This window comes from Niastella sp. OAS944, from assembly GCA_024809215.1.
Classification (GTDB): Bacteria; Bacteroidota; Bacteroidia; order Chitinophagales; family Chitinophagaceae; genus Niastella.
The window spans coordinates 20,137-44,131 of record JANUBW010000001.1; the positions used below are offsets into that span (position 1 = coordinate 20,137).

Sequence of the window (23,995 nt, forward strand, 5' to 3'; positions counted from 1 at the left end):
ATTACAGGCTGTTATTAATATTTATAAATTAAACTTTACCCCGCCAACATATGCACGGTTCTGTGGATAGTTGGTTGCATCGAACCCACGCACCACATTATCTCTTCCATACGCATTGCTTTCCGGATCGTAATAAGGATAACTGGTTATCACAAACAGGTTCGAGGCCGATACATACAGGTTAATATTCTGGATCCACCTGGCTTTTATTACACGGCCCGGCAGGTTATATGCAAGGGTTAACGATTTTAACCGCAGGTGTGAACCATCATATACCCACCGGGTATTGGGCACATATCCGTTACGCGAAAACGTAGGGATCTCCGAATCGGGATTTTTAGGCGACCAGCGATTTACCATGGTCTTGTATTGGTTCGACAACAGATCGCCTGAATTATAAAATGCATCGGCAATGTTCATGATCTGGTTGCCCGAAGAAAAGGATACATAAAGATCAAGACTAAACCTGGCATATGACAATGAGTTGGAAAAACCGCCAAAGAAATCGGGGTTTGAATTACCGATCACTCCGTAATCATCAACGCTTAAAACGCCGTCTTCTTTACTGTCTACATACAGTGCTTCACCCAGCCGTGGCGTTGCATTAACGCCTACCGCGCCTTTTACCGGGGCTAGCGTTTTACGGGTGCCATAATAAGTAGCGCCCCAAAAGGTGCCCACAGGATCGCCCACGGTTAACCGGCTTACGTTACCCGCATAGCTGATGTTTTTTGTAAGAATATAATCTACCCCACCCAGGTCGAGCACCTTGTTCTTATTGGCCGCAATATTGAAGGAGGAGGTCCAGGAGAATTTTTTATTCTTTATGTTCACTGAGTTGATCAGCAACTCAACACCCGAGTTACGGATAGAACCAATATTTGTTCTGAGTGAAGAATAACCGGTTTGTTCTGCCAGTTGTTTATTGTTCAGCAGGTTGTCGGTACGTTTAGTATAAATGTCAACTTCAAAGTTAAGGCGGTTCCTGAAGAGGCCCACTTCAATGCCCACATCGTACTGGCCGGTGGTTTCCCATTTAAGGTCGGGGTTACCATAGTTGCTGTGAATATAACCCAGGGTATTGCTATTAGCGCCAAAAATATAACGCGATTGGGCAAGTGTGGTTAATGAACCATAGGATGGAATGGCCTGGTTACCAACCCGGCCATAACTGGCCCTTAATTTAAGATTTGAAATAAATGTGATGTTCTTCATAAACGGTTCTTCTATAGCGCGCCAGGCAAAAGCTACTGCCGGAAAAAAGGCATACTTGTTATTGGCGGCAAATCTTGAAGAACCATCTACACGGCCGGTTAAGGTAACCAGGTATTTGCTTTTATACCCATAATTCATACGGCCCAGGTACGATACAATGGCGTAATCGGTAAGGTCGGAACCAATGGCAAAGGTAGTTTGATCGGTTCCGTTCAGATTATTGTATTCCATAACATCGGTGGGGTACTTCGACCCGCTGGCATTCACCGATTCAGTGTACGCATATTGATAGGTCATACCAGCCAGTGCATTAAGGTTATGCGCTTTCCACTGTTTGTTATAGGAAACCGTATTTTCAATCAGGTACATGATCTCCTGACTCGATGATACCCTGGCAACGCCCCCACCGTTATTGGCTTTGGCAACAGGCAGCTGGCCCGATTCGTAGCGATTGTTCTTTATAAAGTTCAACTGACTGCCAAAGGATGATTTGATACTCAACCCGGCAACCGGTTTAAAATTAAGGGTAAGATTACCTAACAGGTTGTTCCTTCTAATTGGGTTGGTAACATACGTGGCCTGCGCCAACGGATGGTTAAGGTTACCTGAGCTATATTCCCTTTTCAAAGCAAAGGTGCCATCTGGTTTATATACCGGCATAGAAGGCGCAACCCCTAAAGCTGAAGAATAATAATCGAGCCCCCCCAATGATACCGGGTTATTATCAGTTCGTGAAGTGGCAATATTCATGGTAGAACTCACTTCCAGCATTTTGTTTACCTGGCGCGTGAGGTTGGCGCGAAACTGGTATCTTTTAAAACCGGAATTCATTATAATACCTTCCTGGTCGGTGACGTTAGCCGATAGCAGGTAATTCGATTTCTGATCGCCGCCTGAGATCTGTGCTGAGATATTCGACTGACGGGCCTTGTTACGGGTAATTTCCTTTTGCCAGTCGGTATTGGCCACCGTATCTAAATTGGTATAAAAAACAGGTTTACCTTCAGACTGTAATTGCTCATTCACCAGTTCGGCATATTCACGCCCATTCATCATGTCAATGAACTTTGGCAATTCCTGAAAGCCGGTATAAGCGTTCAGTGCAATTTTATCTTTACCGGTTTTACCCCTTTTAGTTGTGATGAGTATAACGCCATTAGACCCGCGCGCACCATATATAGCGGTTGAAGAAGCGTCCTTAAGGATGTCGATCGACTGTACATCATCGGGGTTAAGCAGGTTGGCATTGAAATCGTCACCGGCAATGATACCATCAATTACATACAAAGGCTCGTTGCTGGCGCTGAGTGAATTACCACCTCTGATGCGAATGGTAGTACCATCGCCGGGCTGACCGCTGATGCTGCTTACCTGTAAACCCGGGGCCTTACCCTGCAACATTTGATCAATGGTTACAATGGGTACATTCTCCAACGCATCTGACTTAATGGAGGAAACGGAACCGGTGAGGTCTTTGCGGGCCACTTCGCCATAACCAACAATAACCACCTCGCCCATTGATTTATCTTCATTCACCAGTTGTACATTTACTATCAGCTGGCGGCCGAGTGGTAATACCTGTGTTGTATAACCTATATAAGAAAACTCCAGCATACCTTTACCTTCAGGCACCTTTATGAGGTAGGAACCATCGCCTGCTGTTGCAGTTGCCAGCGGCGAGCCTTTTAAACGAACGGTTACCCCAACCAGGGGTTCGCCCCTACTATCTGTTACTACGCCTTTAATAGTACTATCGGCAACCGGTGGCATGGTAACCGGCGTTTCTTTTTTGGTATCGGGTTGTTTTTCCTTTTCTCTTATGATAACCGTTTTATCGGTCACTACATATGAATACGGCTGATCTTTCAGGATCAGCGAAAGCACGTGATCGATAGATGCTTTATTTACAGAGGCCGTTACTTTGATATTATTGATAGCGTTCCCTTTGTAAAAAAAATCGAACCCGCTTTGTTGTTTTATAATATTGAAAACCTTTTTTATAGGTGCGTTCTTTTCAGAGAAGGTGATCGCCTGGGCATTAGCGCCGGCTATGGCCAGCATACCTGTCAATAACAACAGGAGCTTAACAGTGCAAAACCGCCGTAGAAAGGGCATTTTCATTCCTTGGCTTAAATACATACTTTTGCGAAGTTTAGGTGATGAGAGATAATTTTCGTTAATCGCGTATTTTTTCTAATTACCTATTTTGCCGGGAGTGTTCGAGCACTTCCGGTTTTTATTTGGTATAAAGTATCATCATGTTACCATGTATGCTCCTCCTTGTTTTGGTTAATAATATGGCAGTTGTCATTCATTAAGGCAATACGATGAGCTTGCGGCCTTCAACCCTGAAATGCACCCCGCCCAGTTCCAGAATACGCAACAGCCGGGTGAGATCAGATCTGCGGCTGATGGAACCAAACACCACATCGTCTTTTACCCCTGGTTCATATATAACTTCAACATCGTACCAGCGACTGATCTGCCGCATAAGGGTACGCATATCGATGCTATCGAATTTGAACAGGCCGTCTTTCCAGGCGGTTACCATTGTCACATCTACATATGCACTGTTATATACATTTTTCTCTTTGGCTATATAGCCCTGTTGACCGGGCTTCAACAATATTGATCCTACCGGCGCCGTAAGTTTTACCGCGCCTTCGAGTAAAGTTGTTCTTACTGTTTGTTCATCTTTATAAGCCATTATATTAAAGTGGGTACCCAATACTTCTACCTGTTGACCATTAACCGATACCCTGAATGGACTTTTGCTATTATGAGCTATTTCGAAGTACGCTTCGCCATCGAGATAAACTGTACGCTCTGTTGCTGAGAACCGGGTGGGAAAACGCAGTGCAGTAGCGGCATTCAGCCACACCTTTGAACCGTCGGGCAATGCTACCTGGTATTGTCCGCCCCTGGGTGTTTCAATAGTATTGAAGGAAATTTCATCGCCGGGCCCGGCTTCGTCGATGGTATATAATAGTTGTCCATCGGCCTGTTTGGTAATAGTTATACCGGCTTGTTTGGCAATTTGGCCGTTACCGGCATCGGTTAAACTTATCTTTTGACCATTGCCCAGCGTAAGTATTGCCTTATTGCTGCCGGGTACGATTGTGGTATTTGTAGCCAGTTGCTCACCAGCCTTTGCCGGAGCCGTTTTTTGGAAGTAATAATATAAAGATGCGCCCAGGGTTAACAACAGTGCAGCAGCGGCCGTCATGCGCAACCAGGGAATGCGGCGTTGTTGGCGGTGCACGGGTAATGACTGCCATACCTTCGCCAGGTGTTCTTCGCGAACATGGGGAGGAATTTCGGTCCGGTCGTTGGCTTCATAGGTAAGGTACCAGCTTTCGAGCAACGCCTTTTCTTCATCGGTGCAGGTGCCTTCCCGGTATTTTTTTAATAGTTCCTGTATGTTGTTAGGGTGCATATATTGGTTTAATGATTTCCTTATATATGCTAAGACAGGCAGTGAAGAGGTAAACAGGTAGAGGTTATAAAAAAATAATTTACCGCAGTATAAAAAGCAGGAAAATAAAAGAGCCCAGGCGCACGCGCAATATCCTCAGCGCATTGGTTACCTGTTTCGCAACCGTTTGTTCTGAAATGGAAAGCTGTTCGGCGATCTGTTGGTGCGAGAGATGTTCTTTTCTGCTCAATAAAAAAACTTCGCGCATTTTGGGTGGCAGCGCATCTATTTCTTTTTGAATAAGGGCCGAAAATTCTTTTTCCCTGATGGCGAGCTCGGTGGTGTAGTCGCCTTCCTGTATATATTGTTGAATTGAAGCAATGTACCTATGCTCCACTTCTTTGTGAGAAAGCAGGTTCAGGATGCGATTCCTGATACCGGTATATAAATAACCCGATAAGTTGGTGGCTACATTGATCTCTGTACGTTTGTTCCAAAGGTGGGTAAACAATTCCTGCAGAACATCTTTCACTTCCTCAGCATCGCCCAGTTTCTTATAGGCGTGATCATACAACAGGTTTTTATACCGGTCATAAATAACAGTGTATGCTTCCTTATCGCCCTGTTTAAGCAGGGTGAGCAAAGTTTGGTCGGTATAACTTTGATAGGCGTGCATCTGCAACAAATATAAAATAAATAGCCATGTTACTGTTTTTATTAACCTAATGGTAATAAAAGCCATCTTAAGGTGACATACGGTATATTTGCAGCTTATTCTATTTAAAACCTCTGAAAATGGATATCCGCCATTCTATTATTGCAATAAGTGCAATCGTTTGTTTTTCTTCCTGCGCACGTAAAATAACCGAAAGCGGCAAAGGCTCTTATTATGCCGATAAATTTCAGGGCCGGCCCACCGCCAGCGGCGCCAAATTCGACCAGCATAAAATGACAGCCGCGCACAAAACACTTCCTTTTGGTACTCAGGTAAAAGTGGTGAACCTGGCCAATGGCCGTTCGGTAAAAGTTACCATCAATGACCGGGGCCCGTTTGTAGCCGGCCGTATTATAGACGTTTCAAGAAAAGCGGCAGAAAAACTGGGCATTACCCAAACCGGGGTGGCCAATGTGCAGATCAAATACAAGAAGAAGAAGAATTAATAAAGCCAATTGGCAATAAGCAATTGGCAATTATCCGCGCGGCTCACTCAAAAATAATTGCAAGGTTCACACTTAAGCGAGGCTACTTTTCCTGATATAATTAATTCTCAGCCCATACCGTGATCTGTAATATGAAGTGTCTAAATTACATCGAATAAACAGGCTCGTTATCACCTGTAATAAATAACTATTTTCTGCTATGCGAATAAGCTTTATGCTATTGCTGTTTTCTATAGTACTACATGCTAACGCTCAGGTTGAGGTACACGGAACGGCAAAGAACTACAAAGACTCCGTATTTTATATAACCGAAAACGGCGGCTTCCATAATTTAACTATGGCATGGCGCGACAACAGGGTAAAAGTTACAATTGATAAAAACGGTAATTTTAAAGCATCTGTTCCTGAAGAGGCCATTGGACAATGGTCCATTAAAACAGGAAAGAATTCATCACAGTCATTTGACCTGGTAAAAGGTCATACACTGGAGCTGACAGCAGATTTTTCAAAAGAAAAGCCTTTACAGGCTATTGGAAAAAACGCAGCTGATTTTAATTATTCTTTATTTATCAATGAAAAGGTTAACCAATATAATCAGGAAGAAAACCACCAGCAAAAAAGCAAACCGGAAAATTTCGATTCTGTGCTGGCCCGCAGGAAAGCGTTTTTGAATTTTAAAATGACATTATTAGCAGAATACAGGCGTGATCACCACATGTCTAATGATTACTACAGATGGCTGAGCGCTAAATATACATACGAGCCCTTTGAAAGAATGGTAGTTGAAAATATAAAAACTGACTCCATAGATGAAGCTACTGTTTCGAAAATTATGGAAAAAGGCTTCAATGATGAATACGCAGCATTGCATACAGTTGAGTATAATGACCTCATCGGTTTTTATATAAGAGTTTATCTTAAAAAAAATAGCAAAGGTCCAATAACGCTGAACGACCGGTTTTCGGTGGCAGCAGATGGCAACCTACTGAAAGGAAATACAAGAGATGTTTATTTAACCAGGTTGCTTGCATCGATGATCAAAGTGCCTGATAGCATTTATAATCCACTATTTAGTAAGTACGATAAAATAGTTCATAATAAGCAATTGAAACAATCTGTGATCAGTCGCCGATATGATTATACCAGTCCAGCACAGACCTCGGTGCTTAGCAGTGCGGCTTCACTTGGTGAAATATTTGGGAAATATAAAGGCAAAGTTATTTATGTTGATTTTTGGGCAAGCTGGTGTGTTCCCTGCCGGAACGAAATGCCCAATTCGGCCGAATTAAAAAAGAATTTAAAAGGAAAGGATATTGTATTTATATACTTAGGTTATAAAGACCAGGAAAAAGCATGGTTAAATGCCCGTGAGCAATTAGGTGTAGAAGGGGAACATTACTTATTGAATGAAGCACTGATCAGGGAGGCTGACAGTTTGTTTGGGGTCGTAGGTATACCACATTATGCCATCATTGACAGGAATGGTAACATTATTAATAAAAAGGCAGGCCGGCCCGGTGCTGTTTACAAACAGTTGCTTAATCTTTTACAACAATGAAATTAGATCTAAACCAAATTACCATATCGGTACCCGCCCTGGAAGATCAAATAAGATCACACTTCATAGATCTCAACAGGCAAATTATCGGGATCGCTAAAAAACGTAAATTTTTTACCGGTAAACTCATCAATTCGAACAGGCTCTACTGTAATATTTTTTGACACCAGATATTCAACAGATTTCTCAATGTCTTTAACGCCAAAGGCAATATGCCTTAGTCCTGTTGCTTCGGGCCTCGATGGCCTTTGTGGTGGATTGGGGAATGAGAAAAGTTCAATTAAGTATTGACCATTTAATGACAGATCGAGTTTATAAGATCCTCTTTCCTTGCGATAAACTTCTTTGTCAATTTTGAAACCTAAGATCTCAGTGTAAAAATGCTTCGACCTATCGTAGTCAGAACAAATTATGGCTATATGATGTAATCTTTCAATTTTCATTTGCTCGCATTTGGTATAGTTAATTAAAAACCTTCTTCTGCCTCAAAGCTTACTTTCTCTTTGGTTGTTGGGTGTGTAAATTCGAGATGAGCGGCATGGAGGTACATTCTTTTTGCTACGGTACCATACAGGTCGTCACCAACAATAGGCGCATTAAGCCCCAGTTCATGTGCCGAGTGCATACGTAACTGATGTGTTCTACCGGTAAGCGGCCAAAAATCAACTTTGGTCATGGCGTCATATGTTTTTATCACCTTGTACCTCGTAACGCTTTTTTTGCCGGTGGCAAAACAAACCAGTTGTCTTGGCCGGTTGTATATGTCGGCCGTCAGGGGCAAGCTGATCTCCCCTTCTAACTGATCAGTTTCTTTAGATAGTAATGCCCTATAGCGTTTTCTTACCCTACCCTGCATAAATTGTTTTTGTATGTGCTTGTGCGCCTCCTGCGTTTTGGCTACAACTAAAAGCCCTGAAGTATCCATATCGAGTCGGTGAATAATAAGCGGCTCCGTATCGCCTAATACATCCTTTAACCGGGTATATACAGATTCACTGATCTCTTTTCCCGGCACGGAAAGTAAACCGGCAGGTTTGTTCACCACAACCAGGCTTTCATCTTCATATACAATTTCAAGTCCACGTTTGTCGTCGGGAATACGTAAAAAAGGATTTTCATCAACAGGTATTCCTTCAAGCATATGTGCAAGAATGGGTTTGCACTTACCTGTACAGGCCGGGTAAAACTGTTTATGCTTTCTGATCTCCGACTTTGGTGCAGCGCCCCACCAAAATTCGGCCATAGCAATTGGTTTGTAACCGTTCGCAAATGCAAACTGTAAAAGCTTGGGAGTTGCACATTCACCTGCGCCCCCGGGCGGTTTACCAAAGGCAGTGTGGCTGAAGATCTCCTGTAAGCTTTTGCTTTTACCGTCTTTGTTTAAAAAAACATATTGTTCAAAAAGCTGTAATTGCAAGGCCGCCGATTTTTCCTTACGTTCATTTTTTAAGAATTCAATATCACTTTCAAATTGATCAACTCTTGTTTGTACTTCGGCAATAATGTGCGTCCATTTGTTTGTAAGAACATTAAGCTGATGCTTATCGTGTAAACTAAGCTTTATGAGATCGGCTTCAACCGCATCATATTCCTGCTTACTCAGTTTGCCTTTTTGTATTTCACGTACCTGCTTTCTTTGCTCTTTATTATTTTTTAATTGTTCCCTGAAAGCTGCTATTTCCTGTAAAGATTGAGCTGATAAATTTTCAAGATCTACTTTTAATTGCAGGTAGGTTTTGTTCGACTCTATTTCCTCAAGGCGGCTATTGATAGCATTAATGATCTCTATTTCTTTTAGAAAAAAGCTGTTTTCAACCAACATATCGAACACCGGCGGAACAAATTTGGGATGATCGTTGGTACCTGCCAGTTTTCCCGAAAAAGCCGATAGATAGCCCAGTTTCCCCTCTGTATCCTGTACCACCAGTACACCAAACATTTTACCTATAACAAGTCCCTCAGTATCAGCACTTAGTCCAAAATTATGATCAAGATGGGTCTGCGTTTCGAGGTAATGCTGCAGTTCGGCAGCGGCTATCTTTGTTAAAGGATGTGGCTCATAATAAAAGGGAAAAGTAAAACGCTCCGGTAATGCAATTTCATTAATTGATTCATCCAAAAAATAGGAAATCTTACCCTGACTATTCTCTCTCAAGTGCTTATTTTTCGTTTAATGCGCGAAATTATCATATTTCTTCGTTTTCCGCTAAAAGTTGCGTATAATACCGCATTGATAAGAATTCAACTACCAGATGACATACCTCGATAACACCTTAAAAGAACGGCTTACAGAATTTTATACAAGATCACGAAAACTAACTATCCTTACCGGCGCGGGTTTATCGACCGACAGTGGTATTCCTACGTTTCGCGACAAAGACGGTTTCTGGACAGTTGGTTCGGTAAATTATATGCCAGAAGAAATGGGTACCCTGAAAATGTTTACCCAAAAACCGCTGGAAGTATGGAGGTGGTTCCTGTACAGGTTCAATATTTGTTTAAAAGCGCTTCCTAATACCGGTCATTTTGCAATAAAGGAATTGGAAGATATTTTTTCCGACAGGTTCAGATTAATTACTCAAAATGTAGATGGGTTACATTTCAAAGCGCATTCCTCACGGGAAAGAACATTTTTAATTCACGGTACGCTGGAAAGATCCCGTTGTGGAAGTGAATGCAGCAGTGAACTTTATCCTTATCCTCAAATTCCGCTTGAAAAAGACCAGCAATTAACTGCTGCACAAATTGAATTATTAAAATGCCCCAAATGCGGGAATTATTTAAGGCCACATGTGCTTTGGTTTGATGAGCGATATAACGAAAAATATTTCAAGTTAGATAGCTCCATGCGGGTAGCCAAAGAAACAGGTTTATTATTGATCGTTGGAACATCTGGCGCCACAACATTACCACAGCGGATCGTGGAAAGTGTATTGAGCAGACAGGGCATTATAATAGACATAAATCCCAATGAAAATTACTTTTCTGAACTTGCATTGAAGAAGAAGAATGGTTATTGGTTAAAAGGGAAAAGCAGTGAAGTTCTTCCTGAAATTCTTCAATTTTTTAAAAGCCTTTAATTAAGCTGCACCGCCGCCCGCTCCGTAAGCTGGCGACGGTCATTTTTATTGCCCCTCTGTTGGAATTTATTGCGGGGTTTCATTGAAAAAAGCTGGAATAATTCAATTACAAGTCTTTTGAATTGAAAAAAAGGAACTGTTTGTTCAATTGGAGGTTCTTTCAATTGAAAAAAAAGAACAGTTGATTCAATTGGATAAGCTTTCAATTAAAAAGATTGTACAGTTTTTTCAATTGCGTGCACATCCAATTAAAAAGAATGTGCAGTTTTTTCAATCAAATGCGCTTTCAATTAAAAAGAATGAGGAATTTTTTCAATCAAATGTTCTTTCAATTAAAAAGAATTTACATTTTTTTCAATTGAATAAACGCTCCTTCAATAGAAACAAATTGATTTTCAGGCATTTAAACCATCGGCATGGCTGTTCTTTTCGTATTTCCGTACATACCAGATGCTTAATAAGATCAGGATGAAATCAACCCCAACAAATATCAATTTGGAAACAGGGTCATGGCTGCAAAAGTGAGCAATAAAAGCCGATACCATACAAATACAAAAGCCTGCGTACACCCATTCTTTAAGATATCTGCCCGTTTGAGGTATCAGCAGCAATATGCCACCGATACATTTGGCAATAACCAATTCAATTCTGAAATAATCGGGGAAGCCCAGTGCCCGAAGATCTGCGGGGTGAGAAAAAGAAAAGTACGCACTAAAAAACATAAACAAACTAATAAATATTTTAGCCACCCGGTAAAGAACCTTCTTTCTATTCATGTGCATTTCATTTGTGCTTTAATAAAACACAAATTTGATAATTACAGCGCGTATGCACCCGTGATAAAGATCACAAAGCTGAGGGGCTCACCCCTATCTAAAAAGCGCAAACTTATCAGTGAGGGTTTGAAGGAACACTTTACTTTGTGCTTCATCTAAATGAATACTGCGTTCAAAAGCCTCCACATCATCCATCGTTTGATTATTGTAGATCTCCTGGTGCTGGTCCCATTTCCCTGCGGCTTTTATAACCCCATCAGGCTAATGATCTCATGAATTGTCATAAATATATTCGATAGTACATCCTGTCAATAAATCTGTCGTTCAGCTTAGTACCGGCGCAATGCAAGCGAATTAAACTAATTCGCTGTCCACTTATTGTCTTTTTCAATAGCGTCCATAAATATTCCACCTTCCAGTTTCACCGACTTTACCGTTTTTCCTGTTTTAATATTTATTGCTATCTCTTTTTGATTATTTTCCCAAACTATGGGCGTTTGATGAAAACTTTCCGTTGATCCGTCGTCATAAGTTGCAAGTACTTCAAAAGGAACAGCAAACCCGCCAATATTTTTAATGTTCAGCGTATAGCCTTTCGTGTTTTTTTCAACATTGGTCAGCGCAAGATCAATATAGCCTGGCGTATAGAACCAGTTATAAAAGAACCAATCTAAATTCCTTTTTGCGCCCTTCTGCATCGAATAGAAATAATCCCAGGGGATAGGATGTTTCCCATTCCAGTTATTCATGTAATTGTGTAGTGCTTTCTTAAATACCTTATCTCCCAGCAGATCCTTTAAGGCAAGATAACTGAGCGATGGTTTTCCATAAGCATTATTACCACCGCCAAAAGTTACATCGGGACTTGGTGTTATTATAGGGTTCTCCTTTGCATGGGGCCCACGGGTCCAACGGACAACGCGGAATGATTTGTAAAATTCATCGGCAGCCTTCTGACCTTTCTCAGCAATGCCTATCAGGTATTCAAAAGTAGTAGCCCAGCCTTCATCCATAAAAGCATAATAACTTTCGTTAGTGCCCATGTAAAAAGGGAAATACGTATGTGCCTGCTCATGGTCCTGTACCAATTGAGCAAAACCAAGGTCTGGCATGTGCGAATCATTCATCATCATCGGGTATTCCATATCTGCAAATCCCTGGAACGCGTTTGACTTTGAATAAGGATAGGGAATTCCCGGCCAGTTGTTCGAAAACCAGGCCAATGAATTTCTACCGAATTGTACTGAATGATGAAAATCTGCTGCTGAATCGGCATAGGCAGCCTGCATGCTTACCCGCCGTTTGGTTTTATTGTCAACAACAACGCTGCCAGCATCCCAATCGTAATGGTCGCTGATGCCAATGGCAACATCGCTTATATTACCAGCCACCCATTTCCACGTATTCGTAGCATTTTGAGCAGTTACTTTTTTATTGCTCCAGTCCTCTTTGGCAGCCACATGTATAGTGGAATCGCTTGTCATTGACTGCTGCAGGCGTTCAGCAATGGCAGGTTGTAATACTTCTGTTGGGTTTTGCAATGTGCCGGTAGCCCATACCATAAAATTCGCGGGAACTGTTACGTTCACCGTATAGTCATTGAAGTCGTTATAAAACTCCAGGTGTCCCAGATGCGGTTGGGTATCCCATCCTTTATAATCATCATAAACCGCTACCCGCGGATAAAAATAAGCCAGGTAAAAAGTACCTGGATCAATTATTCCATATCGATCGGGGTCTCTCGAAAGATCAAAATGCCAGGTAATAATGAGCTTTACCGAATCATGCGGCAGCAAGGGCTTAGCCAGATCTACCATGTGGTTTGTTTTGCTCGCTTTACTGTTGTCCCAGTCAACTTTCTTTTCACTGATCAGTATCTCGTCAATCTTCATTACCCCACCATTACGTTGAGCATTTACTATCAATTTCATATTCAGGCTCTTCAACGTATCGGGACTTTCATTAAAATACACAATTTGCTCCACTCCTTTTATGGTACTGTCGGGTGGCATTACCGTTAAGTTAATAATGTAACGACCATGATTTTGCCAGTACTTTTTACCCGGTTTGCCATTGAGCGACCGGGTGCCGTTGGTGTAGGCCTTTTGTATTTCAGCGGGAATAGTGAGCGTTTGGGCAACAGACCGCAAACCCAGGAATAAGGAAGCTGCTATTATAAGGGATCGAATCATATTATTTTTCTAAAAATGTAAATTGTGCGGTAAAATAAATGAAAAAGATACAATTATTATAACCGTCCAAATAAATTTGTATTTAGAAAAACTTATTACCGCCCGCTTTCCCAAAGCGCTACTTTCCCAACTCAACCTTAATAATACCGTGGCCCTTTACCACATATACTGTTTTACCATCGGCAGTGGGTGCAATTCCATAAATACCTTCTGAAAATGTGGCGAGACTGATCACCTGTTTTTCATTTAAAAGAATAAGGCGCAGCGTTCCTGAGGTAGTAAAGAACACGCGGTTCTTATCACCTGCAGGTACTGCTACATAACGTATCATACCTGATTTTGCCTTATCCAACGTTCCATCTACCGAGGGTTGAATATAGTTTTCATAAGGATACGGCGAAGGACTAAAAAGCGCCCGTACATTGCCGTTCTCTACCTCGCGTATGGTACGGTACAGCCTGTCTGCCACATACATTTTTCCACCTAGGGTTATAGCAACGTCGGCAACATTTCCAAAAACAGCTTTTGTTGTTGCATTGCCATCTGCAAAAGGCGGCACTTCCTCAGTCATCTCCTTAAGCGGTTTTCCTGCAAATGGTACAATTGTTTTGGTGGCCGGGTTGTATTGAGTAACTGTATTATAATACGAATTACCTAAGTAAATATTCCCATTGGCATCAGCCACCAAACCGCGCGTACCGCCTACGCCTGTAATATTACCATTGGGCGCATTTCTGTCGATAATAACCCTGGGATTGGTTCCCCAATCGTAAGAACGGTTTACATCAAACTCAACCAATTGTCCGTACCCCGAGGTAATGTATACTTTACCTGCACCACCCGGCGCCAGACATATACCCTGCGCTAAGCCATATACACCAACGACATTGGAAACGGTCCGTACCCCTTTATCATCTATGATGCGCAGATCGGCATCGCTTTGGTCAATAACATAAAGCGCCGTTTTATTATCACGGTTGTCGAGTACCAGTTTTGTAATTCCCGAAAACCTTGCGTTAAGAGGCGTTGTATTGGTTGTGGAGCCGAATTCAGTAACCGACCCGGCAATAAGGGTTGTTGTAGCTTTAAAGTCACCAGTGCCGTTGGTTGGATTACCAGGGTCGTCTGGCGCATTGTTATTACTATCCTTCTTCGAACAAGCGGAAGTAGCAGTTGTAATAACCAGAATATATAATAATAGTTCTTTGATGATCATGATCGTTGTTTTAAAAGATTATCTGAAATATTTATAAAGCTCCCTGTCCTCCCCTCTCCACTGGGCAATTTTTGCCAATGAATTAATGAGCGGCTCCTGAAACCACGAGGGCATTGCCGGCAAATACGATTCGGAGTATGCCAGCAACAACACCATGTGCCAGGGATTTTCCGTCATATCATTGCGAAGCAAACCATCGTTAATAAGGCCATAGGCTACACGTAATGTTTTTTCAAGCGCGCCTGCAGGTGCAATTTTCACAAGTAAAACCGACTTCTCGCCTCTTGCATTTTTAAAGAAATGAAGGTGATTCCTGGTTACAGAAGTTGAATCGCCTTTATACAACAAAGTATCCTTTCCATTTTCGCCAATGCGAACAACGCCATCCAGCACAGTAAAGGATTCTTTGAAATTGGAATGGTAATGCCAGTCGTTACCTCCATAAGGTTCCAGCTCTACCTGCACCAGTTCATAGGCGCCGTTGGTTTCTGCCCCGGTTTTTACGAATGTGGCAGAATAATTCCCTTCACCATTAACCACAGTTCTATCTGCCCGTTGGCCCACACTACGGTCCAAAGCAGGCAGAAAGGCTGCAAACACTACAATGAATGCATAAGTAAATACCAACAGAAATACGGGCAGACCCAATATGGTATAGGTGAGCTTTAGCCATAGGCGCCATTTACTTTTCCAAACCCGAAACAATCCTACGGGATAAAATATAAGCCACAGGCCTGCGGTCCATTTCCATTTTTTGACAATTGGTACAGCTGTTTTCTCAATACGTACTCTATTGGTTAAAATTGATTCCATAATAATTCCATTTTTATGCAAAGCTTCGACGAAAAGCCACCGCTGCTGTTTAGTTAAATGGATTTAAACTTTTGAAAAATGGATAAAATCAATCTGGCTAACTGGGACCAGGTTTTTAGTAAGGCCGAGCAACACATGGTCTTTGCATCGGACCGTTATACTGATTTACAATTTCATTTTGAAGAACCGGAATTAGCCACCGGGTCTATACACTCAGTTACAACACCGGGCATGCAGCTCACGGAATTCTATATGAATGCTGGCCAACCATTTCAATTGATCGATGACAATCCAAAGGAAGCAGCAGAATCGGTGTTTGTACTAAATGGAAGTGCCCAATCGCAGTTTCACAACCATTCGTCATCCTTATCGTTCACTAAAGGCCAACACAACCTTCAATACAATCGTGAATTTACCGGTAACCATATTATCAGTACTTCATGTTTTCATGCACTCACCATTTCATATGATCCAAACTTTTTGAAAGGTTTATTACAAAGTGATGATCCCGGCACCGAACGACTTGCCGACTGCCTTCACGGCGCTAAAACCTATCTGGCTTCGCATGATGCATTACAATGTACCGCTCGTATAGCGGGTGTGATTGGGGCAATAAGAGAATGCCGGTTTACAGGAATGATACGTTATCTGTTTCTGGAAAGTAAGATGATGGAATTGTTTGTTTTACAAATGGAGCAGGCGCAATTGGCGGCTGACTGTAAAACAGATAGCCATTGGTCTATTGCTGACCGGGAAAAATTGTATGCAGTAAAAGATTATATTGAAAACGCCTATCTCGAAGTTTTTAGTCTGAAAGACCTCACTTACAAATTCAACTTAAACGAGTTCAAGCTAAAGAAAGGCTACAAACAATTGTTTGAAACAACTGTTTTTGGTCATGTGCATCAATTACGTATGAAAAAAGCGCAGGCACTTTTACAAAACAAAGCCATGAATGTAACAGAAGCTGCGTTTTTTATTGGTTATAATAACGTGAGCAGTTTTTGTACAGAATTTAAAAAACGGTTTGGCTATAGCCCGGGCAGGCCCGCAAACTTATTAAAAAGCGCATAAACTGTGTAGTCTATGCGCCTTTACCAAAATATTTACCTTATTCCTCTACATCAACCTTTGCAGTAGCATCAAGATGCTCCGCTTTTTTTACCAATTCAAGGAATTCTTTTTTGTAGGCATCGCTGCTGTTATCGATACTTCCTGTTGCAAGTGATGTCACCAGTTTATAGTTACTGTCACCTTTGAATGCCGAATTTCTTAACATCATTCCAAACGCAGCCACAGCCGAGGCAAAACGCATGTTATTACTGGCCACCCGGGAGTTAGCCTTTACAGATACCTCCATTAAGTTACTGATATCTTCATCTGGTTCTTTATAACGAATTTTCACAAACATCAATTCACTGGCAAAGGATGCAGACCGCTTTTTAGTTTTTTTACTTTGATAGCGTAAGGGATCAACTGTTCCAAGCTCGTCACCATCGTCTGCACCGAATGGAATGATCTCATACAAGGCTGTAACCGTATGATTGCTGCCCATATCGCCCGCATCTTTTTTATCATTGTTAAAATCTTCTTTAGCCAGCATCCTGTTTTCGTACCCAATAAGCCTGTACCCTTTTACTTTGGCCGGGTTGAACTCAACCTGCAGTTTTACATCTTTCGCAATAGCGGAAAGTGTTCCGCCATATTCGCTGATCAATACCTTTTTGGCTTCATTTATATTATCGATGTAAGCATGATTACCATTGCCTTTATCGGCCAGTTTTTGCATTTTGGCATCCTGGTAATTGCCGGTTCCAAAGCCAAGTACGGTAAGGTATACCCCGGATGCACGTTTCTTTTCAATAAGATTTTCCAGCTCATCATCGCTGCTGGCGCCTACATTAAAATCGCCATCGGTACAAAGCACCACACGATTATTACCATCCTCCATAAAATTCTGCAGTGCAGTTTCATAAGCAAGTTTTATACCTGCGCCGCCTGCAGTTGATCCTCCGGCCTCAAGCGCATTGATGGCCTCCTTGATCTTATATTTATCGTTGGTAGAAGGCAAAACAAGCCCTGCGCTTCCAGCATAAACAACGATGGCAATTTTATCCTGCGGGCGCAACTGATCTGCTAATAAACTCAACGATGATTTAACCAGGGGCAACTTATCTTTGGCCCACATACTGCCACTTACATCTATAAGGAAAACAAGATTGGAAGGCGGCAGTTGATCGAAATCTATTTTTTTGCCCTGCATGCCAATCATTACTAACTGATGATCTTTGTTCCATGGGCAAGGTGAGGATTCGGTAGTTATTGAGAAAGGTTTGTCGTTAGCAGGCTGCGGATAATTGTATGAAAAGTAGTTGATCATTTCTTCAATGCGAACAGCGCCGGGCGTGGGAAGTTTGCCTTCATTGATCAACCGGCGAACATTGCTGTAGGACGCGGCATCAACATCTATGGAAAAAGTAGAAAGCGGATGATCGGTAACTTTTTGAAATTCGTTCTCCTTAATATTATCGTATCCCTCTCTGTCAGCATCATTTCGCAGCCCGGAAAATGTTGAACCTGCAGCCACAGAACCTGTCAGAGCCCTTTTACTTACCGTTCCATAGCCAATAACCACCACTTCATTAAGACTTGCAGTAACTGGTTTAAGGGTTACATTGATCACTGTTTTTCCTTGTACCTTAATCTCCTGCGATTCAAAACCAACAAAAGCAAAAATGAGGGTTGCATTGTTATTTTGCACCTGTAATGAATAAAAACCATTTACATCGCTGGCGGTACCTTTATTTGTACCCTTAACCCTGATGCTGGCGCCTTGTAACGCGGCCCCCTTTTCATCAGTAACTTTTCCGGTAACCGTTGACTGAGCATTAAGCAATAGCGTGGCAGTACACAGCAAAAGCAGTGATAATAAAGTTTTCATTGGCTGTTTTAGAAGCAGATGCAATGAAAAAGGGAATTACATAAAGCAATTCATAAATAAATCAGGGATTTGCTGGAAGTCACTTTAACCACACGGTTTGGGTAAATGCCCCATTTGCAGCCACATCCCAGGCTTCGAGGCGCACCCATTTTCTGCCGGTAACATCAAGCGGTATATTATAGGCCTGTTCGCCAAAAGAGTGGGTATTTTGGAGCGTAATTCGCTCACGGTACACATCTTTGCCATCACCCGAAATGATCTCGGCATAGTTCATGGGGAAAGTCCATTTTAGTTTGAACGAAACAGTCGCCTGTTTGCTATTGGGAGAATTTACAGCGAATGCAGGTATAAGCACTTCGCCGGAAGAAGAAAAGAATTTTCCCTGTTGCAATGCTTCTACAATAGTTTGCCAGCCTTTTTTAAAATCAGGCAGTTTGTCAATTTTCAAATAGTTGATGTTCAGGTGCGCATACATTTCATTTTCCGGCTCTATGGTAAACAGGTCCGATTCTGCAAGTACTTTTTTTCGGTCACCCCAGTTGTTCATATCATCCATGAGGTCGAGCACCCGTTTACCAAGAAAGGGTTGCGAAAGATCGGCCGGCATAGCTTTCCAGGCGGCGCCCAGGAAATGGTCATCTTTGAAAAAAGGCGCCAGCCGGTATTTATCGGGGTACCCTGTTGAGCCTTTTGTACGGGGATGTGCCGTCCAGGCAAGGCCATTTTCATTCTTCAACAGATCGAGCATGTCATTTTCATTCGATATGTGGTACACTTTGCCGTAAGTAGCATCATTGGTCATAAACGGCTGCCCTTCTTTCCTGGACATTATCCAGTAAACAGGTTTCGGAAACAGCTGCAACCAGTGACCGCCAAAGAATTCATTAGGTTCTTCACCCGGAAGCAACAGGAATTTGTTCGATGATAATCTTTCACACTGTTGAAACAACGCATGCAACTCCTGTAACCGAAGGCTATCGGGCCCTTTGGGGTGCGCGGTATAATGAAACTCACCGAGGTGAACAATATCGATACCGGTCCTGTTAAAAACACGCATGAAAGAAGGCGTATCAGGAACAGGTTTATTGCCCCTTACCACTTTCATGATAAACTCATTATGAAAATGGCTTGCCATTGTTTTATAACCGGCGAGTGACGGATAACGATCGTTATTGGTAAATTGTTTTACGGCTGCCAGTGCCTTCGCTTCATTACCGCTGTTTAGTAAAACAAAATAATTCAACCGTTGCCTGGTGCCGGGAGGCGCATTGAACCAGGGCACAAACCGGCGATCGCCATAGAGATCCTGCCTGATGCCTATCCCATAGCCATTTACCATGTTCCGGTATTGATTACCCGCCCATACGAATTTCAAATTAAATGCTTCATCTAACGGATAAAAATACTGGTGCGGCGCTGGAAATATGGCCAGGCTCCCCTGGCTGCTTACGCCAATTATGCTTCTATATTTTACCTCCAATGTGGCAGCAGTATCGTTACCTGCCGGCTTCATCGATTGCATTTGTTCCTGCACGTTGCTCCACCCTATTTTTTCCCATAGTTTGTTTTTTGAAACCAGGCCGGCATCGTATAGAATAGCAGTAGAATCAATATTGGTTAACATAACCGCGGCAATGTTCAGGAGCGGGCTGCCATTATATAAAGTTATTTCCAAAGTACCGGTAAAACCGGGCGCTGTTAAAGAATCGATGCTGATGACGGTCCTTGCGCCTATGCTGGCAACAGCGGCAGCTTGTTTGCTAAGCCCGATGCGATTAGCAGTAAATGTTTTGTTGGGAACTTTATCGAAGAAAATGTTCCAGCCGTTTTGCGATACCAGGTCGCGTTTGCCAACGGTTAATAGAAATACCGGATCGAGACCTGATGCAATCAGATGGTCCCTGTTGCCTTCGCGCAATTCCAGGCTTTTAAAGAGCGGCTGTTGAGAAGAAAGGTCAATGGACAGCCTGCCGGTTTTGTTATTACCAGCCGGCCATGATACCGACAATATATTACCTTTTACTATAGCCGATGTACCGTTTTTATTGCTGAAATTCTTTAGCGAGGTTTTTACCTGGGCAATTAATGTGCAATGCGCAGTAAGCAATATAATGGCAATAAGGGATCGCATAATAATGGCAATATTTATAGTAAAAACTAAAGTACCATTATATTCCTTATTCACAGGTGCTAATATTGTTTCAGCAAATTGATGTTCAGTTAAAGGCCACCATCCATTGAACACCGTATTTATCTGCAAACATTCCAAAATACGAACCCAGTGGACCGTCGGCTATTGGCATTTCAATAGTTCCACCTGCTGAAAGTCCATTGAATAATTTGTCGGCCTCTTCCCTGCTTTCTGCACTGATCGAGATAGTATTTCTGTTATCGTTTTCCGTTACCTGTCCCATAATTTGTAAAACATCGCTTCCCAGTAACACACTATTTTTCCCAATTGGCAAAGCAATATGCATAAGCCTGTTTGCATCATTCTCAGCTATTGGATATTCAGGGCTTGAAATGTCTTTATAACGCATAATTTTTGTGAACGCTCCGCCAAATACTGATCTATAAAATGTAAATGCTTCTTCGGCATTACCATTGAAATGAATGTAAGGACTGATATGTGCCATAAGAGTTGTTTATTCAAATGTATCCCGTCTTTATGGAACCAGCCGGGGGTTAAAACGACAATTTGAGGGGGCGATCGTGCCTTTTAGTAATATTCAATAACACTACTGACATAGGGTTGTCACTAACCCCTTCGATCTTTACCGGGTCAACAAACAATTAAATCTATGACAACTCAGGAAGTAGCAGCTCGTTATAAGGAATTGGCCTCTCAATGGAAACCAGGCGAAATACAGGACACTCTCTATGATGAGAACGTCGTTTGCCAGGAGCCCGAAAAAGCAGCGGCAATGGGATTCGCCGTCATCACTAATGGCCTGGAAGCAGTGAAAGCAAAAGGAAACGGCCGGCGGGCTACCATTGAAACTATGCATAGTTATACCTGCAGCGAACCAATAGTGGCTGGTGAATTTTTCAGTGTCGTTTTAAAACAGGATGTCACGTTCAAAGACAAACCACGCATTACACTCGAAGAAATTGGGATCTTTCATGTGAAGAACGGTAAAATTATCAAAGAACAGTTCTTCTATTGAGATTATGACATAATTCGAATTAAGGGGTGTTCACCATGATGAAGGTGAACACCCCTTTACTTTTTATTGAGCCGCCCAGGCAAGTAAATTGAGCCATAAGGGAAATCGGCCCAGGCGGACAACGGCTGATCTTTGCATTGTTATAAATGACAAAAACGACAGAAATGACAACAATAGCAAAGATCGCCCTGGGCAAAAATGGCCCAATGGTTTCCAAACTCGGCTTAGGCTGTATGCGCATGTCATCAGTTTGGGGTAACCCGGCAAATGACGAAACCGAAAGTATAGCTACCATCCAAATGGCACTCGACAATGGCATCAACTTTTTGAATACCGGTGATTTTTACGGCAGCGGCCATAATGAACTGCTTGTAGGCAAAGCCATCAAAAACAGACGCAACGATGCATTTATAAGCGTAAAATTTGGCGGCATCGTTTACAACGGGCAGTTTATTGGGTTGGACCTGCGTCCAATTGCCATCAAAAATTTTATCAATTACTCATTGGTGCGACTGGGGATAGATACCATCGATCTTTATCAGCCATGCCGGCTTGATAATAGCGTTCCGCTGGAAGATGTTATAGGAACTGTTGCTGACCTCATCAAAGAAGGAAAAGTACGTTACCTGGGTGTAAGTGAAATAACCGCTGAACAACTTCGTAAAGCGCATTCCATACACCCCGTTACCGCATTGGAAATAGGTTATTCACTGGCCGACCGACAAATAGAAAGCAACCTGCTTCCTACGGCTGAAGAACTGGGTATAGGTGTTGTAGCTTTTGCCAATACAGCCGAAGGATTGCTTACAGGGGAAATGAAAGCACCGCTGCCGGCCAACTCATATCATAATCACTTTTCGCGTTTTCAGGGCGAAAACCTGGTAAAGAACCTGGAGAAAGTGGAAGTATTGAAAAAAATGGCTAAAGAGAAAGGATACAGTCCAACCCAACTGGCTATTGCCTGGGTAAATGCACAAGGTGAACATATAATGCCATTAGTAAGCATGAGCCGCAGATCGAGGCTACCGGAAAATATGAGCGCTATGGAAATAGTGTTCACTCCCGAAGAAATGAACACATTGAACACGCATTTTTCACCAGGCGCGATCCTGGGCGGCACGTATCTTCATCGTTAGCAGAACCTTCTCAAAAAACTGATCTTTTTATACCTTTACGCAGTGACGAACCCAGCAGAAATATTGCCCGGAATGATCTTTTACGGTTATTATTCCGAAATGCGAAAGGAGAAAGCCTGTTTTTTCGAGCACAATACCCTTGTGTTGCAGGTTAGCGGGCAGTTTACATTGGAAACAGCGAACCAGACAATTTCCATGCAAAGTGGTGAAATGTTGCTGATTGGTAAAAACCAACTGGGACACATCACCAAAACCCCGCTGCCTCCTAAGGGCCTTTATGAAACCATCGTTATTACGTTACAGGAAGATCTGCTCAGAAAAGTGGTACTGGAGGAACAAATAGTTATACAACAGAAATACACGGGGCCGCACAACATTCATATTCCGGGAAACGATTTTCTTCAGGGTTACTTTCAATCAATAGTGCCTTATGTGCGCAATCCGCAAAAAGAGATGCTTAACACGCTGGGTATATTGAAAGTAAAGGAAGCGGTAAAACTGGTTTTACACGCCATGCCTGAACTCAGTGGATTTCTGTTCGACTTTTCTGAGCCATATAAGATCGATCTGGAAAAATTCATGCATAGCAATTTTCATTTTAATGTTCCGGTTGAAAGGTTTGCGCAACTCACCGGCAGAAGTCTTGCCGGTTTTAAACGCGACTTCCAAAAAACATTCGGCACTTCACCCCGGCAATGGTTAATGGAAAGGCGATTGACGGAGGCACGCCACCTTATAGAAAAAAAGAAGAAACCTTCGAACATCTACCTCGACTTAGGATTCGAAAGTCTCTCCCATTTCTCGCATTCATTTAAAAAGAAATTCGGGAAAACGCCGTCTGCGTGGTAAGCTATTTTGACTTTACACGTTTTAAGAGAAGGTCATCTACACTCCAGGCATACGAATGCTGCGTAAACAAGAGCAAACCAGCCCCGGTAAATACAAATACGGGATATTTGAATGGTGCTCCTATACCCAATGAGGCAATCATAAAAACGGCAAAGGTTATCGTAATGAGGGCGGCGCCCAACCCCATCCATTTCGTTTTGCAGCCTACGATGAGGCCTATCCCAATTATACATTCGGCAATGGTAGCTACCAGGCCGGCGATATGTGCAATATGCAAACTGGTAAAAGGCATTAGTTTATGGGTATACGTCAAAAAATGCGACCAATCGCCCCATGAAGCCTGAGCAGAACCAGGAGCGCCCATAAATCCCAAACGGTCAAATACAGGAAGCAGAAAGCCTAGACCCAATGCTATGCGAGTGAATAACTGAGCTAACGGTGCAAAACCATTCATATTTTCAAATTGGTTGTGTAAA

Annotated in this window: 20 protein-coding genes; 7 read left to right on the forward strand and 13 right to left on the reverse strand. The window is 42.4% G+C overall.

The window, feature by feature from the left end:
- Positions 1 to 21: 21 nt before the first annotated feature.
- The 3 genes from GGD38_RS00055 to GGD38_RS00065 form a co-directional block, all read right to left on the reverse strand.
- On the reverse strand, positions 22 to 3,354 hold the full coding sequence (locus GGD38_RS00055) for a SusC/RagA family TonB-linked outer membrane protein (protein ID WP_375300082.1): 3,333 nt from the start codon (positions 3,352 to 3,354) through the stop codon (positions 22 to 24).
- 175 nt (positions 3,355 to 3,529) lie between these two features.
- Positions 3,530 to 4,651, reverse strand: coding sequence for a FecR family protein (locus GGD38_RS00060; protein ID WP_375300081.1), 1,122 nt, complete (start codon positions 4,649 to 4,651; stop codon positions 3,530 to 3,532).
- 79 nt (positions 4,652 to 4,730) lie between these two features.
- On the reverse strand, positions 4,731 to 5,306 hold the full coding sequence (locus GGD38_RS00065) for an RNA polymerase sigma factor (protein ID WP_375300080.1): 576 nt from the start codon (positions 5,304 to 5,306) through the stop codon (positions 4,731 to 4,733).
- A 119-nt stretch (positions 5,307 to 5,425) separates the two neighbouring features.
- Between GGD38_RS00065 and GGD38_RS00070 the strand changes: the two genes are divergently transcribed.
- Together GGD38_RS00070 and GGD38_RS00075 are read left to right on the forward strand one after the other, a co-directional pair.
- On the forward strand, positions 5,426 to 5,791 hold the full coding sequence (locus tag GGD38_RS00070) for a septal ring lytic transglycosylase RlpA family protein (protein ID WP_375300079.1): 366 nt from the start codon (positions 5,426 to 5,428) through the stop codon (positions 5,789 to 5,791).
- Positions 5,792 to 5,990: 199 nt separating this feature from the next.
- On the forward strand, positions 5,991 to 7,349 hold the full coding sequence (locus tag GGD38_RS00075) for a TlpA family protein disulfide reductase (RefSeq protein WP_375300078.1): 1,359 nt from the start codon (positions 5,991 to 5,993) through the stop codon (positions 7,347 to 7,349).
- Between the two features lie 56 nt (positions 7,350 to 7,405).
- On the opposite strand, the gene GGD38_RS00080 is transcribed toward GGD38_RS00075, so the two are convergent.
- Together GGD38_RS00080 and GGD38_RS00085 are read right to left on the reverse strand one after the other, a co-directional pair.
- The gene (locus tag GGD38_RS00080; RefSeq protein ID WP_375300077.1) at positions 7,406 to 7,792 is read right to left on the reverse strand and encodes a VOC family protein; all 387 of its coding nucleotides are present in this window, start codon (positions 7,790 to 7,792) and stop codon (positions 7,406 to 7,408) included.
- Between the two features lie 23 nt (positions 7,793 to 7,815).
- A complete protein-coding gene (locus GGD38_RS00085; protein WP_375300076.1) occupies positions 7,816 to 9,504 on the reverse strand; it encodes a pseudouridine synthase in 1,689 nt (562 codons plus the stop codon).
- 97 nt (positions 9,505 to 9,601) lie between these two features.
- On the opposite strand from GGD38_RS00085, the gene GGD38_RS00090 reads away from it, so the two are divergent.
- Positions 9,602 to 10,429, forward strand: a complete 828-nt coding sequence (locus GGD38_RS00090; RefSeq protein WP_375300075.1) for an NAD-dependent deacetylase — start codon at positions 9,602 to 9,604, stop codon at positions 10,427 to 10,429.
- A gap of 395 nt (positions 10,430 to 10,824) precedes the next feature.
- Here GGD38_RS00090 and GGD38_RS00095 read toward each other — a convergent pair whose 3' ends face one another.
- The 4 genes from GGD38_RS00095 to GGD38_RS00110 all read right to left on the reverse strand — a co-directional run bounded on the left by GGD38_RS00095 (position 10,825) and on the right by GGD38_RS00110 (position 15,426).
- Entirely contained in the window at positions 10,825 to 11,205 is a 381-nt protein-coding gene (locus GGD38_RS00095; RefSeq protein ID WP_375300073.1) for a DoxX family protein, read from the reverse strand.
- A 359-nt stretch (positions 11,206 to 11,564) separates the two neighbouring features.
- Positions 11,565 to 13,397: a M1 family metallopeptidase gene (locus GGD38_RS00100; RefSeq protein WP_375300072.1), complete on the reverse strand. Its 1,833-nt coding sequence runs from the start codon at positions 13,395 to 13,397 to the stop codon at positions 11,565 to 11,567.
- A gap of 118 nt (positions 13,398 to 13,515) precedes the next feature.
- Positions 13,516 to 14,613, reverse strand: coding sequence for a hypothetical protein (locus GGD38_RS00105; RefSeq protein WP_375300071.1), 1,098 nt, complete (start codon positions 14,611 to 14,613; stop codon positions 13,516 to 13,518).
- 18 nt (positions 14,614 to 14,631) lie between these two features.
- Positions 14,632 to 15,426: a cupin domain-containing protein gene (locus tag GGD38_RS00110; RefSeq protein ID WP_375300070.1), complete on the reverse strand. Its 795-nt coding sequence runs from the start codon at positions 15,424 to 15,426 to the stop codon at positions 14,632 to 14,634.
- Positions 15,427 to 15,504: 78 nt separating this feature from the next.
- Between GGD38_RS00110 and GGD38_RS00115 the strand changes: the two genes are divergently transcribed.
- Positions 15,505 to 16,500 (forward strand): helix-turn-helix transcriptional regulator, encoded by a 996-nt coding sequence (locus GGD38_RS00115; RefSeq protein ID WP_375303759.1) that lies wholly within the window; start codon positions 15,505 to 15,507, stop codon positions 16,498 to 16,500.
- Between the two features lie 37 nt (positions 16,501 to 16,537).
- Here GGD38_RS00115 and GGD38_RS00120 read toward each other — a convergent pair whose 3' ends face one another.
- The 3 genes from GGD38_RS00120 to GGD38_RS00130 form a co-directional block, all read right to left on the reverse strand.
- On the reverse strand, positions 16,538 to 18,367 hold the full coding sequence (locus GGD38_RS00120) for a von Willebrand factor type A domain-containing protein (RefSeq protein ID WP_375300068.1): 1,830 nt from the start codon (positions 18,365 to 18,367) through the stop codon (positions 16,538 to 16,540).
- A 79-nt stretch (positions 18,368 to 18,446) separates the two neighbouring features.
- On the reverse strand, positions 18,447 to 20,498 hold the full coding sequence (locus GGD38_RS00125; protein ID WP_375300067.1) for a hypothetical protein: 2,052 nt from the start codon (positions 20,496 to 20,498) through the stop codon (positions 18,447 to 18,449).
- Between the two features lie 85 nt (positions 20,499 to 20,583).
- Positions 20,584 to 21,003: a VOC family protein gene (locus GGD38_RS00130; protein WP_375300066.1), complete on the reverse strand. Its 420-nt coding sequence runs from the start codon at positions 21,001 to 21,003 to the stop codon at positions 20,584 to 20,586.
- A 165-nt stretch (positions 21,004 to 21,168) separates the two neighbouring features.
- On the opposite strand from GGD38_RS00130, the gene GGD38_RS00135 reads away from it, so the two are divergent.
- The 3 genes from GGD38_RS00135 (at position 21,169) to GGD38_RS00145 (ending at position 23,519) form a co-directional block, all read left to right on the forward strand.
- Positions 21,169 to 21,534: a SnoaL-like domain-containing protein gene (locus GGD38_RS00135; RefSeq protein ID WP_375300065.1), complete on the forward strand. Its 366-nt coding sequence runs from the start codon at positions 21,169 to 21,171 to the stop codon at positions 21,532 to 21,534.
- Between the two features lie 164 nt (positions 21,535 to 21,698).
- Positions 21,699 to 22,670, forward strand: a complete 972-nt coding sequence (locus GGD38_RS00140) for an aldo/keto reductase (RefSeq protein WP_375300064.1) — start codon at positions 21,699 to 21,701, stop codon at positions 22,668 to 22,670.
- A gap of 99 nt (positions 22,671 to 22,769) precedes the next feature.
- Positions 22,770 to 23,519 carry a helix-turn-helix domain-containing protein gene (locus GGD38_RS00145; protein WP_375303760.1) on the forward strand — a complete coding sequence of 250 codons (750 nt, stop codon included), beginning with the start codon at positions 22,770 to 22,772 and terminating at the stop codon, positions 23,517 to 23,519.
- A gap of 1 nt (position 23,520) precedes the next feature.
- Here GGD38_RS00145 and GGD38_RS00150 read toward each other — a convergent pair whose 3' ends face one another.
- On the reverse strand, positions 23,521 to 23,973 hold the full coding sequence (locus GGD38_RS00150; RefSeq protein ID WP_375300062.1) for a DoxX family protein: 453 nt from the start codon (positions 23,971 to 23,973) through the stop codon (positions 23,521 to 23,523).
- Positions 23,974 to 23,995 lie beyond the last annotated feature (22 nt).

Coding starts and splice junctions, on each gene's coding strand:
- GGD38_RS00125 (WP_375300067.1), bottom strand. CDS start 20,498: ATGCGATCCCTTATTGCCATTATATTGCTTACTGCGCATTGCACATTA.
- GGD38_RS00140 (WP_375300064.1), top strand. CDS start 21,699: ATGACAACAATAGCAAAGATCGCCCTGGGCAAAAATGGCCCAATGGTT.
- GGD38_RS00100 (WP_375300072.1), bottom strand. CDS start 13,397: ATGATTCGATCCCTTATAATAGCAGCTTCCTTATTCCTGGGTTTGCGG.
- GGD38_RS00090 (WP_375300075.1), top strand. CDS start 9,602: ATGACATACCTCGATAACACCTTAAAAGAACGGCTTACAGAATTTTAT.
- GGD38_RS00120 (WP_375300068.1), bottom strand. CDS start 18,367: ATGAAAACTTTATTATCACTGCTTTTGCTGTGTACTGCCACGCTATTG.
- GGD38_RS00105 (WP_375300071.1), bottom strand. CDS start 14,613: ATGATCATCAAAGAACTATTATTATATATTCTGGTTATTACAACTGCT.
- GGD38_RS00130 (WP_375300066.1), bottom strand. CDS start 21,003: ATGGCACATATCAGTCCTTACATTCATTTCAATGGTAATGCCGAAGAA.
- GGD38_RS00110 (WP_375300070.1), bottom strand. CDS start 15,426: ATGGAATCAATTTTAACCAATAGAGTACGTATTGAGAAAACAGCTGTA.
- GGD38_RS00135 (WP_375300065.1), top strand. CDS start 21,169: ATGACAACTCAGGAAGTAGCAGCTCGTTATAAGGAATTGGCCTCTCAA.
- GGD38_RS00145 (WP_375303760.1), top strand. CDS start 22,770: ATGCGAAAGGAGAAAGCCTGTTTTTTCGAGCACAATACCCTTGTGTTG.
- GGD38_RS00095 (WP_375300073.1), bottom strand. CDS start 11,205: ATGAATAGAAAGAAGGTTCTTTACCGGGTGGCTAAAATATTTATTAGT.
- GGD38_RS00055 (WP_375300082.1), bottom strand. CDS start 3,354: ATGTATTTAAGCCAAGGAATGAAAATGCCCTTTCTACGGCGGTTTTGC.
- GGD38_RS00075 (WP_375300078.1), top strand. CDS start 5,991: ATGCGAATAAGCTTTATGCTATTGCTGTTTTCTATAGTACTACATGCT.
- GGD38_RS00115 (WP_375303759.1), top strand. CDS start 15,505: ATGGATAAAATCAATCTGGCTAACTGGGACCAGGTTTTTAGTAAGGCC.
- GGD38_RS00150 (WP_375300062.1), bottom strand. CDS start 23,973: ATGAATGGTTTTGCACCGTTAGCTCAGTTATTCACTCGCATAGCATTG.
- GGD38_RS00080 (WP_375300077.1), bottom strand. CDS start 7,792: ATGAAAATTGAAAGATTACATCATATAGCCATAATTTGTTCTGACTAC.
- GGD38_RS00065 (WP_375300080.1), bottom strand. CDS start 5,306: ATGCACGCCTATCAAAGTTATACCGACCAAACTTTGCTCACCCTGCTT.
- GGD38_RS00060 (WP_375300081.1), bottom strand. CDS start 4,651: ATGCACCCTAACAACATACAGGAACTATTAAAAAAATACCGGGAAGGC.
- GGD38_RS00070 (WP_375300079.1), top strand. CDS start 5,426: ATGGATATCCGCCATTCTATTATTGCAATAAGTGCAATCGTTTGTTTT.